At 66.1% G+C, this 18,456-nt stretch carries 17 protein-coding genes; 12 read left to right on the forward strand and 5 right to left on the reverse strand.

Features of this window, described 5'->3' with window-relative positions:
- Positions 1 to 45: 45 nt before the first annotated feature.
- Positions 46 to 1,353, reverse strand: coding sequence for an Nramp family divalent metal transporter (locus WK25_RS25370; RefSeq protein WP_069243076.1), 1,308 nt, complete (start codon positions 1,351 to 1,353; stop codon positions 46 to 48).
- A 72-nt stretch (positions 1,354 to 1,425) separates the two neighbouring features.
- Positions 1,426 to 2,682, reverse strand: coding sequence for an oxalate decarboxylase family bicupin (locus WK25_RS25375; protein WP_040140077.1), 1,257 nt, complete (start codon positions 2,680 to 2,682; stop codon positions 1,426 to 1,428).
- Between the two features lie 335 nt (positions 2,683 to 3,017).
- Here WK25_RS25375 and sapR point away from each other — a divergent pair, with 335 nt between their 5' ends.
- The 9 genes from sapR to WK25_RS25420 all read left to right on the forward strand — a co-directional run bounded on the left by sapR (position 3,018) and on the right by WK25_RS25420 (position 10,979).
- The gene (sapR, locus tag WK25_RS25380; RefSeq protein WP_040140079.1) at positions 3,018 to 3,905 is read left to right on the forward strand and encodes a sap1 transcriptional regulator SapR; all 888 of its coding nucleotides are present in this window, start codon (positions 3,018 to 3,020) and stop codon (positions 3,903 to 3,905) included.
- A 17-nt stretch (positions 3,906 to 3,922) separates the two neighbouring features.
- On the forward strand, positions 3,923 to 4,486 hold the full coding sequence (gene ddpX, locus WK25_RS25385) for a D-alanyl-D-alanine dipeptidase (protein ID WP_069243077.1): 564 nt from the start codon (positions 3,923 to 3,925) through the stop codon (positions 4,484 to 4,486).
- Positions 4,487 to 4,550: 64 nt separating this feature from the next.
- Entirely contained in the window at positions 4,551 to 6,152 is a 1,602-nt protein-coding gene (locus tag WK25_RS25390; protein WP_069243078.1) for an ABC transporter substrate-binding protein, read from the forward strand.
- A 10-nt stretch (positions 6,153 to 6,162) separates the two neighbouring features.
- The gene (locus WK25_RS25395) at positions 6,163 to 7,233 is read left to right on the forward strand and encodes an ABC transporter permease (RefSeq protein WP_040140085.1); all 1,071 of its coding nucleotides are present in this window, start codon (positions 6,163 to 6,165) and stop codon (positions 7,231 to 7,233) included.
- A gap of 66 nt (positions 7,234 to 7,299) precedes the next feature.
- The gene (nikC, locus tag WK25_RS25400) at positions 7,300 to 8,214 is read left to right on the forward strand and encodes a nickel transporter permease (RefSeq protein ID WP_069243079.1); all 915 of its coding nucleotides are present in this window, start codon (positions 7,300 to 7,302) and stop codon (positions 8,212 to 8,214) included.
- Between the two features lies 1 nt (position 8,215).
- Positions 8,216 to 9,130 carry an ABC transporter ATP-binding protein gene (locus WK25_RS25405; protein WP_069243080.1) on the forward strand — a complete coding sequence of 305 codons (915 nt, stop codon included), beginning with the start codon at positions 8,216 to 8,218 and terminating at the stop codon, positions 9,128 to 9,130.
- The gene (locus WK25_RS25410) at positions 9,127 to 9,888 is read left to right on the forward strand and encodes an ABC transporter ATP-binding protein (RefSeq protein WP_040140089.1); all 762 of its coding nucleotides are present in this window, start codon (positions 9,127 to 9,129) and stop codon (positions 9,886 to 9,888) included. The genes WK25_RS25405 and WK25_RS25410 overlap by 4 nt, the downstream gene beginning before the upstream one ends.
- Positions 9,889 to 10,026: 138 nt before the next feature.
- Entirely contained in the window at positions 10,027 to 10,281 is a 255-nt protein-coding gene (locus WK25_RS25415) for a GlsB/YeaQ/YmgE family stress response membrane protein (protein ID WP_040140091.1), read from the forward strand.
- Between the two features lie 362 nt (positions 10,282 to 10,643).
- Complete coding sequence (locus WK25_RS25420) at positions 10,644 to 10,979, forward strand: hypothetical protein (RefSeq protein ID WP_040140092.1); 336 nt, start codon at positions 10,644 to 10,646, stop codon at positions 10,977 to 10,979.
- Between the two features lie 26 nt (positions 10,980 to 11,005).
- On the opposite strand, the gene WK25_RS25425 is transcribed toward WK25_RS25420, so the two are convergent.
- The 3 genes from WK25_RS25425 to WK25_RS25435 all read right to left on the reverse strand — a co-directional run bounded on the left by WK25_RS25425 (position 11,006) and on the right by WK25_RS25435 (position 13,924).
- Positions 11,006 to 11,878, reverse strand: coding sequence for a LysR substrate-binding domain-containing protein (locus WK25_RS25425; protein WP_040140094.1), 873 nt, complete (start codon positions 11,876 to 11,878; stop codon positions 11,006 to 11,008).
- 97 nt (positions 11,879 to 11,975) lie between these two features.
- Positions 11,976 to 12,875, reverse strand: a complete 900-nt coding sequence (bla, locus tag WK25_RS25430) for a class A beta-lactamase (RefSeq protein WP_069243081.1) — start codon at positions 12,873 to 12,875, stop codon at positions 11,976 to 11,978.
- A gap of 197 nt (positions 12,876 to 13,072) precedes the next feature.
- On the reverse strand, positions 13,073 to 13,924 hold the full coding sequence (locus WK25_RS25435; protein WP_069243082.1) for a peptidoglycan DD-metalloendopeptidase family protein: 852 nt from the start codon (positions 13,922 to 13,924) through the stop codon (positions 13,073 to 13,075).
- A 503-nt stretch (positions 13,925 to 14,427) separates the two neighbouring features.
- Between WK25_RS25435 and WK25_RS25440 the strand changes: the two genes are divergently transcribed.
- The 3 genes from WK25_RS25440 to WK25_RS25450 all read left to right on the forward strand — a co-directional run bounded on the left by WK25_RS25440 (position 14,428) and on the right by WK25_RS25450 (position 18,394).
- Positions 14,428 to 15,324 (forward strand): LysR substrate-binding domain-containing protein, encoded by an 897-nt coding sequence (locus tag WK25_RS25440; RefSeq protein ID WP_069243083.1) that lies wholly within the window; start codon positions 14,428 to 14,430, stop codon positions 15,322 to 15,324.
- 53 nt (positions 15,325 to 15,377) lie between these two features.
- On the forward strand, positions 15,378 to 15,764 hold the full coding sequence (locus WK25_RS25445; RefSeq protein WP_040140102.1) for an ester cyclase: 387 nt from the start codon (positions 15,378 to 15,380) through the stop codon (positions 15,762 to 15,764).
- 470 nt (positions 15,765 to 16,234) lie between these two features.
- On the forward strand, positions 16,235 to 18,394 hold the full coding sequence (locus WK25_RS25450; RefSeq protein ID WP_069243084.1) for a hypothetical protein: 2,160 nt from the start codon (positions 16,235 to 16,237) through the stop codon (positions 18,392 to 18,394).
- Positions 18,395 to 18,456: the final 62 nt, after the last annotated feature.

An 18,456-nucleotide genomic window follows, 5' to 3' on the forward strand; every position in this document is an offset into this window, starting at 1 on the left:
CTTGCCGCGCGGGTCGTACGACACCGCCTGCGCCGCGCCGGCCGTTCAGTTGAACGCCGCCCACACCAGATACGCGTTCAGTCCGACGATCACGATCGTGGCTGCACCGGCGACGATCCGCAGCGGCATCCGCATCGCGTAGCGCCCCATCACGTCCGCCCGCGCCGACAGAACGAGCAGCGCGATCATCGGCATCGGCAGCACGAAACTCAGCACGACCTGGCTCGCCACCATCGCGCGCGTGACGTCGCAGTCGCACGCGACCACTGCGAACGCCGGTGCGATCGTCACCGCACGCCGGATCCAGAGCGACATGCGACGCCGGATGAAACCCTGCATCACGACCTGCCCGGCCATCGTGCCGACTACCGAGCTCGACACGCCCGACGTCAGCAGCGCGACGAGAAACAGTACACCGGCCGCCGGCCCGAGCACGGGGATCAGCGTGTGGTACGCGTCGCCGATATCGGTCATGCCCGGCGCACTTGCATGGAACGCCGACGCGGCCATCATCACCATCGCGATGTTCACGAACCCGGCGAGGCCCAGCGCAACGATGACCTCCCGGTTCGAGAACCGCATGAGCCGGCGCCGCTCCGTGTCGTCGCGCGGTGCGATGCGATCCTGCGTGAGACCGGAGTGCAGGTACAGCGTATGCGGCATGATGGTCGCGCCGACGATCCCGACCGCGATCGCCAGTGCCGCATGATCGGGAATCTGTGGAACCAGCAAATGGAATGCGGCTGCATGCCAGTCCTGCGGCGAGATCGCCAACTCGCCGACATAGCACGCGCCAATCACGCCGACCAGCGCCGCGATCGCCGCTTCCAGCGGCCGGAAACCACGTTTCTCGAGTGCGAGGATCGCGCAGGTCGCCAGCGCCGTCGCGATCATCCCCGCGAATAGCGACAGGTGACATAGCAACCCGAACGCGAGCGCGCCGCCGAGAAATTCGGCGAGATCGGTCGCCATCGCGGCGATCTCCGATGCGATCCACATGGCCCACACCAGCGGCGCGGGAAAATGATCGCGGCACAGTTGCGCGAGGTTGCGGCCGGTCACGATGCCGAGCTTCGCCGACATCGCCTGGAACAGCATCGCGATCGCGTTCGCGACGAGCACGACCCACAGCAGCCGGTACCCGTACGCGGCGCCTGCCTGAATGTTGGTCGCAAAGTTGCCGGGGTCCATGTAGCCGATCGAGGCGATCACGGCCGGGCCGACGAACGGCAGCAGCGCGGCGATGCCGGTGCGGCGCCCTTCCAGCGCGGCGCGCGCCGCGCCGCCGGCGCGCTCGGTGGAGAGATCGGGCAGCGCATAGCCGCTGCCGGTTTTGCTCGGGACGGGAATCATGGTCGGGTTTCCGTTGAAATGGGAATGGCCGGCCGCGGAGCGGCCCTCGGCGGCCGGCCTGTCGCTGCGGCGTTACAGCGGTACGACGTCCGGACGGTTGCGCGGAAACCGCGCGAGCACGTCGGGTGCAATGTTCAGATGCGCCTCGACCAGCTTCGGCGGCGTGTGCGCGAGCCAGTCGGACAGCGACACCTCCGCATAGCGGTCGGTCTTGAAGATTTCGAGGAACACGAGATCGGTATGGCCGGTGTTCTGCACGTAGTGCCCGAGGCTCTTCTTCACGTAACCGACGTCGCCCGCTCGAAAGTCGGCCGTTTGCGCCTTCGGCCCCGTGTCGAACACCGTCATCCGTGCTTCGCCCTGCAGGTAGTACTGCCATTCGTCGGCATTCGGGTGCCAGTGCAGTTCGCGCATGCCGCCGGGATGCACGGTGACGAGTGCCGCCGCGATCGTCTGCGATACGTTGAAGTTCGTGCTGTCGGCGATCCGCACTTCGCCGCCGCGCGTCTTCTTGAACGGCTTCATTGCGCCGAGCGAAAAGATGAACGGGTGCGGCGGCACGCCGGCCGACGACGCCGATGCGCGCTGCGCGTCCGCGAGCGGCCCCGGTTCGTCGCCCTGGAAGATCCACAGGTTGTCGAGCGGAATGTTCCTGAATGCGTCGGCCGGCACGCCGAAATTGAGCGCGAGCACGTCGGGCGGCGTATGCGCGACCCAGTCGGTCAACAGCAGCGTGTTGAATTCCGATGCGCGGCCGTTGTCGAAAGCGAGCAGGAATTCGGCGCCGTCGGTGCCGATGCCTTGCAGCGAATGCGGCAGGCCCGGCGGGAAATACCAGAGATCGCCGGTTTTCACGTCCTGCACCGACGGCCGCCCCAGCTCGTCGAGTACGGTAATCCGGCAGCGGCCGTCGAGCATGATGGCCCACTCGGCCTGCTGGTGCCAGTGCATCTCGCGAATGCCGCCACGCGTCAGCCGCATGTTGACGCCGGATATCGTTTCCGAAATCGCGAAATCGTCCTGCGTGACTTCGCGCGCCCATCCGCCATTTTGAATGCGTTTATGAGCATTATTGAACGACGCCCAGAATAACGGCATGCCGTTTATATCGGTAGCCGGCGGATCCTGAAAAGACGGAAATTGATTCGCCAATGCGGGATTTTGCGGCCCCGGATCGGTCAATCCCTGCTTGTTGCGCGCGTTTATCGCGCCTTCCGGCGGGCTGTCCGGGTTGCCGAACGAAGCGGCTTTCGCCGTGACGGCAATACCCGCGGCAGCAATCGCACCGGCCGTACTCGTCAACATCTTGCGTCGAGAAAGATTCGTCATGGTTCCCTCTTCACCATTTCAAATAATCGAATATTCACTCCGGACACTCACCACTTTCCCATTTATCGAAAAGCGGCAGACCGTGACGCAAGTTAAATACAAGTCGACTTAAAAATTAAATGAATTATTAACCTGAATTAATGATTTAATCTTATCCGGTCGGCGTTTTGTAATGATTGCGAGGGCAGCGGCGCTCGCAGCGAGAACAACAGAAGCGGGGTCGCCACCCCCTATCGCTCCGCACAAGTCCATAGTTTTTATTCGCTGGCGCCGCTGATTTTGGCTTTGTTAGATACATGTCATCCAACCATCCAATGACAACGATCTAACATCCGATGACCTGCGCCTTCGCCCATACCGTCGAATCACGCTTTGCCGAGCTGACGCCGACCGCGAAGCGGATCGCCAGCTACATGCTCGCGAACCTCGATCGGCTCGGTCTCGAAACCGCCGATCAGATCGCGCAGCAGACCGGCACCAGCGGCATTTCGGTCGGGCGCTTTCTGCGTAGCGTCGGTTACCGAAATCTCGACGATCTGAAACGCGAACTGCGCGGGAGCAGCGATCGCCCGTGGATGATCACCGACCGCCTCGACGAGTACCGCCGCGCCGCCGCCACGCAAACGACGGCCGGCGCGCGCGACAGCGATCGCAGCAGCGGCACGCTCGCGTCGTCGCTCGATCGCGAACTCGACGCGATTCGGCACGTGTACCGGCTCGCCGAAGGTCCGGTGTTCGCGCAGGTCGCGGACCGGATCGCGCAGGCCGATGCCGTGTTCATCCTCGGCATCCAGTCGACCCGCGGGATCAGCAACGCGTTCAGCAGCTATCTCGAATACCTGCGCCCGCGTGTGTTCTATTCGGACGGCCAGTCGGGCTCATACGTCGATTCGCTGAATTCCGAGTTCGAACGGCCGTACTGCATCGTCACGGACACGCGCGCCTATTCGCGCACCGCGCGCCGCTATTGCGAGGCCGCTGCCGAACGCGGCCAGCCGTTCGCGCTCGTCACCGATCTGTATTGCCCGTGGGCGCGCGAATGGCCGGCCGACCTGCTGCAGGTGAAGACCGACGTCGGCCAGTTTTGGGATTCGCTCGCGCCGCTCACCTGCCTGTTCAACCTGCTGATCACCGCCGTGGTCGACCGCCTCGGTCCCGCGATCGACCGGCGCGTCGCGCGCAACCGCGAGCTGCAGCGCACGTTCGACCAATTCGAATCCTGAGTGAACCCGGACCACCGATGAACCGTCACCACCTCGTTGAAATCACGCCCGCCACGCATCGCGTCGAGATCGATCTCGTCTACGCGACCGAGCGCAACCTGACCGGCAAGCCGATCTACCGCAACGCACACTGTCTGCTACTCGAGCCGGCCGAAGCGGCGCTGCGCCGCGCGGTCGACATCGCCGCGCAAGCCGGCTTCGTGCTGCGCATCTACGACGCGTACCGGCCGCCGCAGGCGCAGCAGGTGCTGTGGGATTTCCTGCCGGATCCGAACTTCGTCGCCGATCTCGGCCGCGGGTCGAACCACAGCCGCGGCACCGCGATCGACCTGACGCTCGTCGACGCGAACGGCGACCCGCTCGACATGGGCACGGGCTTTGACGAGATGGTGGCCGCTTCCGGCCACTTTCACGCGGGGTTGCCGGAACCCGTGCAACGCAACCGGCTGCTGTTGCTCGGCGTGATGCATGCGGCCGGCTTCGCGCATATCGACAGCGAGTGGTGGCACTACGAGCTGCCCGGTTCGCGCGCGCTGCCGCCGATCGACAACACGGCCAGCGGCCCGTGGCAGATGATGTGACGACGCTGCACGCCCCCTTTTTCCTGCACGTTCAACGACTCAAACGACAGATGGAGAAGCGCCCATGAAATCAACGACCACCCGGCTCATCGCGGCGCTGGCCGCCGCATCGGTGCTCGCCGCCGTTCCGCTTTGCGCCGCCCGCGCGGAAACCCCGAAGGACATGTTCGTGATGGCCGCGCTGCTCGACGAGTTCACGACGCTCGACCCCGGCGAGATCTACGAGCTCGTGCCGGAGGAATACGTCGCGAACACGTACGACCGGCTCGTGCGCGTCGATCTGCGCGACCCGTCGAAATTCAACGGCGACGTCGCGCAGTCGTGGACGGTGAGCGCCGACGGGCTGACCTATACGTTCAAGCTGCGCCAGGGCCTCAAGTTCCACTCCGGCAACCCGCTGACGGCCGACGACGTCGCATGGTCGATCCAGCGCGCGGTGCTGCTCGACAAGGGCCCGGCCGCGGTGCTGACCGGCATCGGGCTCACGAAGGCCAACGTCACGGCGAACGTCAAAAAGCTCGACGACCAGACGGTGTCGATCACGACCGACCACAAGTACGCGCCGACCTTCGTGCTGAACGTGCTCGGCTCGTGGCCCGCGTCGGTGGTCGACAAGAAATTGCTGCTGTCGCACCAGCAGGGCAACGACTTCGGCAACGCATGGCTGAAGACCAACGAAGCCGGCTCCGGCGCGTACAAGCTCGTCAAGTGGTCGCCGAGCGACAGCATCTTGCTGCAGCGCTTCGACGGCTACCGGCTGCCGCTCGCGATGAAGCGCATCGTGCTGCGCCACGTGCCGGAGGCGGCAAGCCAGCGGCTGCTGCTGGAAAACGGCGACGTCGACGCGGCGCGCGACCTGAGCCCCGACGATCTCGCATCGGTCGTCAAATCCGGCAAGGCGAAGGTCGCGGCCTCGCCGCAGGCGACGCTGCTGTATCTCGGCCTGAACACGAAGAACCCGACGCTCGCGAAACCCGACGTGCAGGAAGCGCTGAAGTGGCTGGTCGACTACGCGGGAATCCAGGCCAACGTCGTGAAGACGACCTACAAGGTGCACCAGACGTTCCTGCCCGAAGGCTTCCTCGGCACGCTGAATTCGAATCCGTACAAGCTCGACGTCGCAAAGGCGAAGGCGCTGCTCGCGAAAGCCGGCGTGCCGAACGGCTTCTCGGTGACGATGGACGTGCGCAATGACTATCCGTACACCGAGATCGCGCAGGCCGTGCAGGCGAACTTCGCCCAGGCGGGTGTCAAGGTGCAGTTGATCCCTGGCGACAACAAGCAGACGCTCGCGAAATACCGCGCGCGTCAGCACGACATCTACATCGGCGAATGGTCGGCAGACTACATCGATCCGCACAGCAACGCGCAGGGCTTCGCATGGAATCCCGACAATTCCGACAAGTCCAGCTACAAGATGCTGGCCTGGCGCAACAGCTGGGACATTCCTCGACTGACGAAGGAAACCGACGCCGCGCTCGCCGAACCGACTGCCGCGCAGCGCGCGCAGCGCTACCAGGCGATGCAGAAGGAGATGCTCGCGCGCTCGCCGTTCGTAATCATGTTCGAGAAGGTCGCGCAGGTCGCGACGCGTCCCGGCGTGAGCGGGCTCGAAGTCGGGCCGATCAACGATCTCGTGTCGTACCGTAACCTGAAGAAGCAATAACGTTCCCCGCATGTCGACTCCCGCCTCCTCCCTCGAAACGCTGCGCACGCTGCCCGCGCGGAGCCCGGCCGTACGCTGGATGCTGCGCGTGCTGCGCTGGGCGCTCACGCTCGCCGTCACGTTCGCCGGGCTGCTCGCGCTGACGTTCGTGATCGGCCGCAAGGTGCCGATCGACCCCGTGCTCGCGATCCTCGGCGATCGCGCATCGGCCGAAGCGTATGCGGCCGAGCGCATCGCACTCGGCCTCGACAAGCCGCTCGTCACGCAGTTCCTGATCTACGCGCGCGACGTCCTCCACGGCAATCTCGGCATGTCGCTGCTGACGTCGAACCCCGTGCTCGACGACATCAGACGCGTGTTTCCGGCTACGCTCGAACTCGCGACGATCGCGACGCTGATCGGGATCGCGATCGGCGTGCCGCTCGGCGTCGCCGCGGCGGTAAAGCACAACCGGCCGATCGACCACATCGCCCGCTTCGTCGGCCTGATCGGCAATTCGGTGCCGGTGTTCTGGCTCGGGCTGATGGGGCTGCTGCTGTTCTATGCGCGACTGCATTGGGTCGGCGGCCCGGGCCGGCTCGATCCCGTCTACGACGGGATGGTCGATCCGCGTACGGGCAGCTTGCTGCTCGACGCGGCGCTTGCCGGCGAGTGGGACGTGTTCCGTAATGCGCTGTCGCACATTGCGCTGCCGGCCGCGATCCTCGGTTACTACTCGGTCGCGTACCTGAGCCGGATGACCCGCTCGTTCATGCTCGACCAGCTGAGCCAGGAATACATCGTCACTGCGCGCGCGAAGGGCCTGTCCGAGCGGCGGGTGATCTGGCGGCATGCGTTCGGCAACATCGCGGTGCCGCTGCTCACCGTGATCGCGCTCACGTACAGCAACCTGCTCGAAGGTTCGGTGCTGACCGAGATCGTGTTCGCATGGCCGGGGCTGGGCTCGTACCTGACCGGCGCACTCCTGAACGCCGACATGAATGCCGTGCTCGGCGCGACGCTCGTGATCGGCGTGATGTTCATCACCGTCAACCTGCTGACCGACGCGCTGTACCGCGTGTTCGATCCGCGTGCGCGCTGAGGGCCGCTTCGACATGACCGTTTCCATCCTGCATCTCGTTCCACCCATGCCTGAGGCCGCCCGACCATGAATGCCGAACGTCTCACACTGCGCGCGTGGCTGCTTTCCGATGCGCCCGCATCGCGCTCGCAAGCCGCGTTCGGCCTCGCATACCGCCGCTGGCGCCGTTTCGCGACCAATCCGCTGAACCTGTTCGGGCTTGCGATCCTGGCAGCGCTGATCGTCGTCGCGATCGTCGGCCCGCTAATCATGCCGCACGACCCGCTGCGCCAGGTGCTGTCCGACCGCCTGCTGCCGCCCGGTTCCGCATCGCACTGGCTCGGCACCGACCAGCTCGGCCGGGACATCCTGTCGCGGCTGATCGGCGGCTCGCGCCTCACGCTCGGCATCGCATTGCTCGTCGTCGTGATCGTCGTGCCGATCGGCCTGCTGATCGGTACGACCGCCGGCTATTGCGACGGCTTCGTCGACAGCGTGTTGATGCGCATCACCGATATTGCGCTCGCGTTCCCGAAGATCGTGCTCGCGCTCGCGTTCGCGGCCGCGCTCGGCCCCGGCGTGGTCAATGCGGTGGTCGCGATCTCGATCACCGCGTGGCCGGCCTATGCGCGGCTTGCTCGCGCCGAGACGATCCGCATCGCGCAGGCCGACTACATCCACGCGGCCCGGCTGCAAGGCGCATCGGGCCCGCGGATCCTGCTGCGCTACATCGTGCCGCTGTGCATGTCGTCGGTGATCGTGCGCGCGACGCTCGACATGGCCGGCATCATTCTCACCGTCGCGGGCCTCGGCTTCCTCGGGCTGGGCGCGCAGCCGCCAAGCCCGGAATGGGGCTTCATGGTCGCGTCCGGCCGCAACGTGCTGCTCGACGCATGGTGGGTCGCGACGCTGCCCGGCGCGGCGATCCTGCTCGTCAGCCTCGCGTTCAACCTGCTCGGCGACGGGCTGCGCGACGTCTTCGATCCGCGTCATGGAGCATGACATGTCATTGAATTCCTCCCACGCCGCCGCGCCGCTCTGCGAGATCGACGGCCTGAAGATCGGCTTTCGCGGGCACGACGGTGTCGTCACCAACGCGGTGCGCGACCTGTCGCTGACGCTCGCGCCCGGCGAACGGCTCGGCATCGTCGGCGAATCGGGCTCCGGCAAGTCGCTGACGGGCCGCGCGTTGCTCGGCCTGCTGCCCGAAGCCGCGCGCTGGACCGCCCGCACGATGCGCTTCGCGGGCCAGGACCTGCTCGCGATGTCCGCAGGCGAACGCCGGCGACTGTGCGGCAGCCAGATGGGGATGATCCTGCAGGACCCGAAGTATTCGCTGAATCCGGTGATGACCGTCGCAAAGCAGATGGGTGAAGCGTTCCGGCGGCACGAGCCGGGCTTGCGCGGCCGCGCGCTGCGCGAGCGGATCGTCGACGCGCTCGCGGCCGTGCAGATCCGCGATCCGGCGCGCGTCGCCGATGCGTATCCGCACGAGCTGTCGGGCGGCATGGGCCAGCGCGTGATGATCGCGATGATGGTGTCGACGGGCCCTCGCCTGCTGATCGCCGACGAGCCGACGTCCGCGCTCGACGTCGCGGTGTCGATGCAGGTGCTCGCGGTGCTCGACGCAATGATCGCGCGGCACGACACGGGACTGATGTTCATCAGCCACGACCTGCCGCTCGTGATGTCGTTCTGCGATCGCGTCGCGGTGATGTATGCGGGCCGCGTGGTCGAAATCTGCGCCGCACGCGACCTGCGCAACGCGACGCATCCCTACACGCGCGGGCTGCTCGCGGCGAACCCGCCGCTTGCGAACCCGCCCGACGAACTGCCGGTGCTGCGGCGCGATCCGGCGTGGCTCGACGCCGCTGCGCCCGCACCGGCGTCCCGCGTATCCCAGGAGGCCGCACGATGATCGACGTCGATCACGTCTCGATTCGTTTTCCGACCCGCACGGGTCATGTCGACGCCGTGCGCGACGCGAGCTTCGCGGTGCGCGACGGCGAGGTGTTCGGTCTCGTCGGCGAATCGGGCTCCGGCAAGTCGACGCTGCTGCGCGCGCTGACGGGCCTCGTGCCCATCGCGGGCGGCAGCCTGTCGATCGACGGCCGGCCCGCCGGCGGCACACCCGAGCGTGCGTTCCGGCGGCACGTGCAGATGGTGTTTCAGGATCCGTACGCGTCGCTGCATCCACGCTTCACCGTCGACCAGACGCTGCGCGAGCCGCTGTCGATCCATGCAATCGACGATGCCGACGCGCGCATCGCGCGCGCACTGTCCGAAGTCGGGCTTGGTCCATCGTTCCGCTTCCGTTATCCGCACCAGTTGTCGGGCGGCCAGCGCCAACGCGTCGCGATCGCGCGCGCGCTGATCGTCGAGCCGCGCGTGCTGCTGCTGGACGAGCCGACGTCCGCGCTCGATGTGTCGGTGCAGGCGGAAATCCTGAACCTGCTGCGCCGGCTGCATCGCGAACGCAACCTGACGATGATCCTCGTGAGCCACAACCTTGCGGTGATCGGCTTTCTGTGCCAGCGCGTCGCGGTGATGCAGCATGGCGAGATCGTCGAACAGCTTCGCATCGAGGACGTGCGTGCCGGACAGGTCGCGCGCGACTACACGCGCACGCTGCTGCGCGCGACCGAAGGCTATCGCCGGCTCGACCCGGTCGCCTGACACGTACACGACGCGCGGGCGTGCGATACTCGGCACGCTTGCACGCCGGTGTGTCGGGGTGCCGAGCAATGGAACCCTGGCGCGCTGCGCGGGTCCATGTCGTTTCGTCAACAACTCAACAGCAACAGGGAGGCATCCATGCTGCAATTCATCGAAACCCTGGTAGTCGGGCTCATCGTCGGCCTCCTCGCCCGTGCACTGAAGCCCGGCGACGACAAGATGGGCATCGTGATGACCGTCGTGCTCGGCGTCGTCGGCTCGCTGATCGCCGGCTACGTCGGCCGCGCCGCCGGCTGGTATGCACCGGGCCAGGGCGCCGGCTGGATCGCGTCGATCATCGGCGCGATCGTGCTGCTCGTGATCGTCGGCGCAGTACGCAAGCGCGCAAGCTGACCGCCGCATCGCGCGCCTCAATGCCGCACGGCCGCTCGTCATGCACGAGCGGCCGTTTTCTTTTGGCGAACCGGTTCGCGGGCGCGCCGATTCGTTGAGTCCTCAACGATTTACCGGCAAACGCGGCGTGCACTGACGCGCGCGGGACGCGCGTACACCACCGGCAATACCCTGACTTGTGCGCGCACAAATTTGAGATAAATTGATTTAACGAGTACGGCCTGATTTGCCAATGGCCGGTATTTCGGCTGTTTTCCTTAAGAGGTCCGATGAAATTGCCGTTTACGCATACAGCACCGCAGCGTTGACGGACTGCCATTCGAGCGGCCTCGCTGCGATGCGCTTCCTCTCTGGAGCCTGTCATGAAGCATCGCTCGTTTGCCGCGTCGTTTGCCCTGGCTGCCTCGCTTCTGGCCTCGTCTTCTTCGTTTGCCGCCGATGTGTCGGGCATCATCCACTTCACCGGCATGATCGTCGAGCCGCCGTGCTCGTTCACGCTCGACACGGCGGACGCCGCGCATCTGCGCGTGCGCCCCGACTGCCCGCGGCCGGCCAGCGGACAGGTCGCGTTCGTCGACGCGGCGAGCCTGCGCACGATCAAGACCACGACCTTTACGCAGGCTTCGCCCGCAATCGTTTTACCGGATCGCCCGGACAACACGGGCACGCGGATGATCGCCGTCGTGACCTACCGGTAACCCGCGTTGCGGCGGACGTTCGCGCATCAGTCGCGATGGCGCGCGATCCAGTCGCTGAACGCGCGGATCTTCTGCTGGCTGCCGACGGTTTCGGGATAGACGAAGAAATAGCGCGCGCCGGTCTCGAGCACGATGTCGAACGGCCGTTCGAGCCGCCGCGCGGCAACGTCGTCGTCGACGAGCGTCACGTCGCCGATCGCGACGCCGAAGCCCTGCATTGCCGCGTTCGTCGCGAGATCGAGCGTGTCGAAGGTCGGCCCGCGCTCCGCGTCCACCGCGCGTACGCCAGCGTGATCGAGCCACGCACGCCAGTCGCGATGGTCGCGCGTCGGGTGCAGCAGCGTATGGCGCGCGAGATCGCCGACCGCGTCGAGCGGCGCCGCGTGTCGTAGCTCGGGTGCGCAGACGGGGGTCAGCCGCTCGTCGAACAGCGGCAGCGCGACCACGCCCGGCCCCGGCGACGTCCCATAGACGACCGCCGCGTCGAACGGCTCGGTCGAGAAATCGACGACGTGCTGCCACGCGGTCGTGATCTGCACATGGAGATCGGGATGCTCGCCCTGAAAGCGCATGATGCGCGGCAGCATCCAGCGCATCACGCAAGTCGGCACCTTCAACGCGAGATCGGTGCGCTGCCGCGTGAGCTTCATCGAGATGTCCTCGATCCGCGCGAAGCTCTCGTCGACGACCGGCAGCAACTGCTCGCCCTCGGCGGTCAGCGTGAGGCCCTTCGCATGCCGCTTGAACAGCGGGAAACCGTAATGCGCTTCGAGCGTCTGGATTTGCCGGCTCACCGCGCCCTGCGTGAGGCACAGCTGCTCGGCCGCGCGCGTGAAGCTGCGGTGGCGGGCCACGGTCGAGAAAATCTGCAGCGCGTGCAGGGGCGGAAGTCGGCGCATGACGGAGCGGGTAAACGGAACATCGTGCGCCGTCGACGGCGCACGCTGACCGACACGATAAGCCAAACGCCGGCTTTGCGCGAGTTGTGCCGGCTCCTCAGGCGGTCGCGGTGAGCGCGCTCGTGACGATGCGCGCTGCCGACGCGACGACGTCCGCGCGGGCAGCCGCGTCGGCAGCCGGCTGCGTGAACGACACGGCCAGCACGATCGGCGCCCGCGACGGCGGCCACAGCACCGCGACGTCGGTCGTCGTGCCGTGGCCGCCGGAGCCTGCCTTGTCGGCGATGCGCCAGCCCGGCGGCACGGCGGCCGCGATCCCGGTCGCGCCGCGCGCGCCGCCCGTCATCCATTCGGTGAGTTGCGCGCGCTGCGGCTCGCGCAGCGTGTCGCCAAGCAGCAGCCGCTGCAGCGTGTCGACCATCGCGAGCGGGGTCGACGTATCGCGCTCGTCGCCGGGCGCGGCCCGGTTCAGTTCCGGTTCCCAGCGATCGAGCCGGAACGTGGTGTCGCCGCTCTCGTGCGCGAACGACGTGACGGCCTGCGGACCGCCGAGCACGCCCATCACCAGGTTGCCCGCGCCCTTGTCGCCCGCCTGCAGCATCGCCGCGCAAAGCTGCGCGATCGTCATCCCGGTGTCGACATGGCTTTCCGTCACGGGCGAGCCGGCCACGACTTCGTAGCGGCGATACAGGACGCGGCGCGGCAGCAGCGACGCATCGAGCGAGCCGCGTGCGAGGATCGCGGCGGCCGCGACGACGGCGTAGGCGCCGCACAACGGGAAGCGTTCGCGCGCATGATGCGCGATGCGGGTGCCGCTCGACGTATCGAGCGCGGCGACGCCGAGCCGGCCGTTCGATGCCTTTTCGAGCGCGGCGAGTTCGGCCTGCGCGACATGGGCGCGCCCCTGGTCCGCGACGGGTGCCGACGAGCATGCGGCGACGAACGGCGCGGCGACGGCAGCGAGCAACAGCGAACGGCGTGTCGGAGAATGTTCCATGGATGAATGGCGTTCTGTCGGAATCGGTGGGACGAAGCAACGCATCCACGATGCGCACGTTCACGCCGACGAACGGCTTGCGACGGCCTGCGCCGCGCATTCCCGGAGACACCGTCGGCCGCGCACGCAGCGGGACTCGCATGAACAGACCGTAGCGTAGCAGCGAGCGCGGCCGCGTTCCAGCCGCGCCGTATGCGTCAGCCCTGCGATGAAGGCAGGTACGGCATCGGATTGACGGGCTTGCCGTCGCGCCGCACCTCGAACAGCAGTGCGACCCGCGAGTTGTCGAGATCGCCCATCTCGGCAATCGCATCGCCCCGGCGCACGATGTCGCCGGTCTTCACGAGCAGCTTGCGGTTGTGCGCATACGCGGTCAGGAAATCCGCGTTGTGCTGGACGATGATCAGACTGCCGTAATCGTTCAGGCCGGTGCCCGCGTACATCACGCGACCGTCGGCCGCCGCGCGGACCGGGTCGCCGGGCCGGCCGGCGATCTGGATGCCGCGATTCTGGCCGGGCCGGAACCCGTCGACGATCTTGCCGCGCGCGGGCCAGGTGAGCGATACCGCGCTCGCATGCCGCTTCGTTTCCTGCACGACCTGCCGGTCGCTCGCCGTCGGCGCGCTCGCTTGCGCGCCGCCCGCCGCATTGCCCACGGCGGCCGGTGCGGCTACCTGCGTGTTGCCGCTCGCACCTGCCGCCTGCAGCGGCTGCGGCCGAACGATGCGCAGCACCTGCCCCATGCGGAGCCGGCCGCGCGCGCCCAGTTTGTTCCACGTGCGCAGATCGGCGACGCTGCAGCCGTTCGCGGACGCGATGCCCGACAACGTATCGCCGCGCTTCACCACGTATTTCTGCGCGACGAGTATGGGGGCCGGCTGCGGTACCGCGGTCGTGCCCGACGGCGCGGCGGCAGGCTGGACGGCCGGCGATCCCGCGAGCGTGTCGCTCGGCGGAGCGGACTCCGTGCTTGCACAACCGGCCATGACGAGCACGGCGGCCAGGCCGGACAGCCAGGCCGCATGGCGGTAAATCTCGCGCTGTTTCATGGACGATCGACTCCGGTTTGACAATCTTTCAAGCATCTCAAAAACGGGACGGCCGCCGTGTAACCGGATGCAAACATTGATGACAAACGATCACGAACGGGGCGCCGGCGGACACTTGCTACCGGTAATACGGTCGAATCCGGAAAAACTTGACGGTTTGCGGCGCGCATCGCGCAAATAATTCCGGTGCGGGCCAATATTTCGAACGGCTTTCAATGTGCGGGCGCGGTCGCGCTCACCGCAGCCAGTCGGCGAGTTCGGCGCACGCCCACGCGATGCCGATGCACAGGAACAACACGTGCAGCGCGATCTTGAACGACACGCCCCATGACGAATCGATACGCATGACAGTCTCCCCCGTCCCAAATGCAGGCATCTTCCGGCATCGATCGCGCCCCGAAAATGCGGAACCGGCGAACGGCGTCTCAGGCTGCGCCTGAGACCTGCGCGGCCGTTCCTGCTAACGTATCGGCCATACCAGTTTCCGCGTCCATGCGCCCGCCATGCGCTTCGATTTGACCGATTTGCGGCTCTTCCTGAACATTTGCGAGGCCGGCACGATTACCGGCGGCGCCGAGCGCACCCACATCACGTTGCAGGCCGCGAGCGAGCGCATCCGCGGGATGGAGGACGAACTCGGCGTGCCGCTGCTGCACCGGACGAAGTCGGGCGCGCAGGTGACCGACGCCGGCCGCGCGCTCGAGCACCACGCACGTACGGTGCTGCAGCAGATCGACCACATGCGCGGCGAGCTCCAGCAGTACGGCCAGGGGCTGCGCGGGCATATCCGGCTGCTGTGCAATACGGCATCGCTGAGCGAGTATCTGCCCGATGCGCTCGCCGCGTATTTGCCGCATCACCCGAATCTGTCGATCAGCGTCGAGGAGCGTTCGAGCCAGGAGATCGTGCATGCGATCCGCAACAAGACGGCGGAGGTCGGCATCGTTGCCGATTCGGTCGGGCTTGCCGGGCTCGAACAGAAGCCGTTTCGCGAGGACTGGCTGATCGCGGTCGTGCCGGCCGCGCACGCGCTCGCCGCGCGCGACAAGGTCGCATTCGACGAAATCGTCGACGCGGAGTTCATCGGCCTCACCGACGGCAGCGCGCTGCAGGTTCATCTCGCCGATCAGGCGCGCGCGCTCGGCAAGCGGATCCGCTACCGTGTGCAGCTGAAGAGCTTCGACGCGATCTGCCGCGTGATCGAAAGCGGTGTGGGGATCGGCATCGTGTCGCGCCATGCGGCAGAGCGCGCGATGCAGACGATGAATGTACGGCTCGTCGAACTGTCCGATGCGTGGAGCCACCGCAGGCTGACGCTGTGTGCGCGCTCGTTCGACGCGCTGCCGAAGTACACGCAGGCGTTCGTGGCGTACCTGTCGGGCGGCACGCCGCCGCGCTGAACAACGCATATCGTCCGGAACGACCGGGCACGAACCGAGGAGGCACCGCAGTCATGACCGAATCCGACCTCGCGATCCGCTACCGCGCATACATCGACTGTCTGAACCGGCAGGATTGGGCGTCGCTCGGCGAGTACGTCGCCGACAACGTGATCCACAACGACCGCCCGCTCGGCCTTGCCGGCTATCGCGCGATGCTGGAACAGGATTTCCGCGACATTCCGGATCTCCGCTTCGAGATCCGTCTGCTGGTGTGCGAGCCGCCGCGTGTCGCATGCCGTCTTCGCTTTGCGTGTTCGCCGAAGGGCACGTTCATGGGGCTCGACGTCGAAGGCCGCCGGGTCACGTTCGCCGAGAACGTGTTCTATGAATTTCACGACGGCAAGATCCGGCAAGTCTGGTCGGTGATCGACAAGGCGGCGATCGAGAAGCAGCTGTAGCGTCGTCGAAACGGCGCGTTATGGCACGCGGCGGCCGGCCGCGCAATGCGCCGCGATTCATAGGGATAACGTTTTCTCTTGACCGGCATCCTGAAATTGCTTCGGTGCCGTCCACTCGTGCATCGCTTCGAGCCGTCCTCTCGAACGGCCAACAGACTAAAATAGGCCGGCATTTCGCAATAATCTTCGTTACGCCTCCACGCTCCTCCGTCACCGCATTCGGGTTTCCACCGCCGCATCGGATGTGAAAGTTCATTGACATCGCGCCGACCGCTGCTTAAATTAAGAAAACGTTTTCCAATGCATGAGCACGGCGCCCGTCATGGCCGCGCAGGGGAACGTTCGCTCGCTCGATTCGTGATTCAGGTCGTCCGTCCTCAAGCATCGGCAAGGCGGAAACCTGTTACGGGCACCGCGCGGCCTCGGCCAAACCAGCCCGTCCTTCACCATTATTCGAAACTGGAGACACCATGCATCCGCGCAGCAGATTCGCGCTCGGCGCCGCGCTCAGCGCTCTTTCGGTCCTGTTCGTCAGCGCCTGCGGCGGCAACGACGTGACCGACACGCCGTCAACGCTCCCCTCGTCATCGCCCGCACTTGCGTCGAATTCGCTGCAGGCGCTGGTCTACGGCGCACCCGACACCAGCGTGCCGGCCGGCGCGAGCATTCCGGTCACGATGATGGGCCAGATGCGCGCGCTGTTCGACCTGATCCGGAAATCGCCCGACTTCACGCAGGTCGTGATGGACCTCGGCGACGGCACGCCCGTCCACGTGCTCGATACGAACACCGGCGACAAATTCCTGCCCGGCAAGCTCGCGCTCGGCCTGTCGTACATCCTGATCGACATGAAGTCGAAGAACGACCCGCAATACGCGAGTTACCTTGCGACATACCAGACGATCACGACCGCGATGATGGCGCAGTCCGGCACCAACTATGCGTATGCGAACACGTCGTGGGGCGAGTACTACTACCTCGTCGCGTTGAACAACCTCAAGGCGCACGGGATGCTGAACGAAGTGTTCAGCGATGCGATGCTCGCGACGCTACAGCAGCGGCTCACCTTCTGCGACATGTTCGGCCCCGATGCGAGTGGCAAGACCAATACGTGCCCGGCCGCCGGCACGCCGATCGATATCGCGTCGCTCAACACCGCGCAGAACTACTATGCGGTGTCCTATGGAATCGCCGGGCTGCGCCAAAAGCTCGGCTGGAGCAATCCGTCGTTCGCCTCCAAGACCGATCCGGCGGTCGCGACGATGGGCGCACGCGACGCGCTGCTGTACACGCTGACGAACCACATCCGCAACGACTCGTCCGGCGGATTCTCCGACGAAGCATCGAACACGCACACGACCTACTACGACCAGGCGCGCTTCGACCGCTACAGTACGCTGCTGATCGGCGAGGTGGTCGAGCGTACGTTCGAGATGGGCAACGAAGCGAATCTCACGCCGGAGCTGAAGGGCTATCTTCGCAAGTCGGTCGACTTGATCCTGCCGCAGCTGAACACGGACGGCCAGGGCTTCAACTACGGCCGGTCGATCGGCCCGTACGGCGATTCCGCGTTCATGGAAGTGCTGACGGCCGCGGCCAATGCCGGCGTGCTGACCGAGCGGGAGAAGCAGGTTGCGTATGCGTTCATCTACCAGGCCGCGCGCCGGTTCGACACGTACTGGTATGACCCGTCGCTGCCGACGCCGTCCGTGAACATGTGGGTCAAGGGCCGCGGCACCGACACGTATCGCGGCAAGCCCCGTGTGATGGGCGAAAACTTCAGCCTGCTGCACCAGTACCTGTACGTGAACGCGTGGTGGAACAAGCTCGGCTTCGGCGGAAAAGCGCCGATGCCCGACGCGGACTACCGCGCGTGGCTCGACGCACTGCCGCGCTACACGCTCACCTGGTACAACCAGCCGGGCGACGCCGCGCATCCGTACAGCGCCGCGCTGCTCACGGTGCGCGACGGCCGGCGCGTGATCAACCTGAACCTGAGCCAGGCGCCGGACTACAACTCGTACACGCCGTATTACCCGGTCCCGTTCTCCGACAAGCTGATCTACGGCACGACCGACCTCGGCTATGCGCTGCTGCTGCCGCAGGTGACCTACAACGCGAAGACCTACATTCCCGTCACGTACTACAAGAACCTGAACGTGCAGCAAAGCAACGGCCAGGTGATCGTGTCGTTCGATACGACAAAGTTCCGGCTCGCGTCGAAGAATGCCGCGTACACGACGGATCTCGACCTTCAGGTACACACGGTGCTGACGTTCGCGCACGGCACGATTTCGCGCAGCGATACGTTGAGTTCGGGCACGCTCGCCGGCAATCTCGCGGTCGAGACGGACTTCACGTCGTTCGCGGATTTCGCGTCGACGCAGGTCAATGGCGACGGCGTGTCGGTGACGTACGCGAACGGCGCCGCGACGGGCTATGCGGCATCCGGCTTCGACAACTGCGCGCTGTCCGCCTTCGACACGGCAAACGGCACGACAAATCCGCTGTCGACGACACCGATCGGGCAGCTGCATTCGGACTTCGCGTGCACGACGAAGCCGTTCGCGCTCGGCGCGGGCGCGACCCGCACGGTCGGCTGGACGCTGAAGTACGCAGACCCCGCGTAAGCGGCGTGAGCGGCGTGAGCGCCGTAAGCGCCGTGAGCATGGTAATCGCGGTCCCGTGGACG

Origin of the sequence: Burkholderia latens, from assembly GCF_001718795.1 — a bacterium.
Taxonomy (GTDB): Bacteria; Pseudomonadota; Gammaproteobacteria; order Burkholderiales; family Burkholderiaceae; genus Burkholderia; species Burkholderia latens_A.